The organism is Terriglobus sp. YAF25 (assembly GCF_052113305.1).
In the GTDB taxonomy this organism is placed as follows: Bacteria; Acidobacteriota; Terriglobia; order Terriglobales; family Acidobacteriaceae; genus Terriglobus.
The window spans coordinates 1-1,348 of record NZ_JBFRCY010000968.1; the positions used below are offsets into that span (position 1 = coordinate 1).

The window sequence follows — 1,348 nt, forward strand, 5'->3', positions numbered from 1 at the left end:
GGAATACGCTGAGAGCATGCCAAAGTTTGAACGTCATGTTTTTGTTTGCGGCAATGAGCGCCTGGAGGGCGCTGCTCGTCCGAGCTGCCGCCCCCGCGGCGGCCGCCAGTTGAAAGATGCCCTGAAGGATGCTGTAAAGGCCGCCGGCTTGAAGAACACGGTCCGGGCCAACGAGGCCGGCTGCCTGGATCAGTGCGAACATGGACCGGTGATGCTTGTTTACCCTGAGGCGGTTTGGTACGGCTTTGTGAAATTGGAGGACGTCCAGGAGATCGTTCACGAACACCTGGTGCATGGACGCACGGTGGAGCGTCTGCGCCTGGCCGAGAGCTGTCTGAATACCCCGAGCTGCCCGCATCGGCCGTAATTAGGGTGTGTCATCCAACTCCTGCCGCAACCCGAAGGGCCGGGGTAGGTTTTTCTTCACCCCAGCCGGCAAAGCTGACTGGGGACCCAGATTTTCCCGATCTCTTCGTTACTCGTCGTTCCAGTAGGCGGGCTACAGTTCTCTCCTCACTTTTCGATCTCGAAAAAATCTGCTCCCGGCTCTGACTGGCGCAAGTTGGATGACACACCCTTGGGAGACGCCGTCCCGGGATATCTTTTGTGGGGCGCGAAAGCGGCCTTAACCGCGTGATATAAATGACTTCGAAGAGAGATGATTTTTTCCAAAGACTACGTCAACTACCTGGCCAAGCACACGGTACAGCACCTTATCGACGCGAAGATGCTGCGCACCGATAAGCCGGGCGTTCTGAATGAGCGTGTGAATCATGGTCTGCTCGACGAGCTTTCACTCGAAGACCGGATCAACGACGAGGTCCGCGTCATTCTGGAAACCTTCCAGGACGATATGCGCAAGACAGGCGCGAGCTACCCGGAGATGTTCAAGAAGGTAAAGAACGAGCTTGTGCGCAAATACAAGGCGGTGCTGTGAGAATCTCGCGCGACAAGCTCAACAAACTGGCTCACGTCGTGGCCGATACTCTGGCAGAGACCGACGAGGCAGAGTTTCTGGAGGACCGGAACACGATCCGCCAGGAGGCTCGTAAGGCGTTGGAGAAGCTGTTGCTCGAGGAGACCAAGATCGACCAGGCGGCGCGGCAAAAGATTACCTCGCAACGGAAGATCATCCTCGAAGGTACCCAGGAATGGGACATCCTGTACCGCAAGTACTACAACGACGAAGTGAAGAAACTCGGTATCTGATCCACGCAAAACAACTTCTTCACTGGTATACTGATTCGAGTGGGCGTGAGTCATCACCGCCCTGCCCCTAATGGCGCCATGGTGTAATTGGTTAACACGTCGCCCTCTCAAGGCGAAGAGTACGGGTTCGATCCCCGTT

At 56.3% G+C, this 1,348-nt stretch carries 3 protein-coding genes; all 3 read left to right on the plus strand.

From position 1 onward, the window contains the following. Window positions 1-367: (2Fe-2S) ferredoxin domain-containing protein (locus AB4043_RS25660; RefSeq protein ID WP_442308541.1), on the plus strand; the 367-nt coding region annotated here is incomplete at its 5' end. Between the two features lie 291 nt (window positions 368-658). After that, entirely contained in the window at window positions 659-937 is a 279-nt protein-coding gene (locus AB4043_RS25665; RefSeq protein ID WP_442299476.1) for a DUF507 family protein, read from the plus strand. Then, window positions 934-1,209: a DUF507 family protein gene (locus tag AB4043_RS25670; RefSeq protein WP_263415594.1), complete on the plus strand. Its 276-nt coding sequence runs from the start codon at window positions 934-936 to the stop codon at window positions 1,207-1,209. The genes AB4043_RS25665 and AB4043_RS25670 overlap by 4 nt, the downstream gene beginning before the upstream one ends. Window positions 1,210-1,348 lie beyond the last annotated feature (139 nt).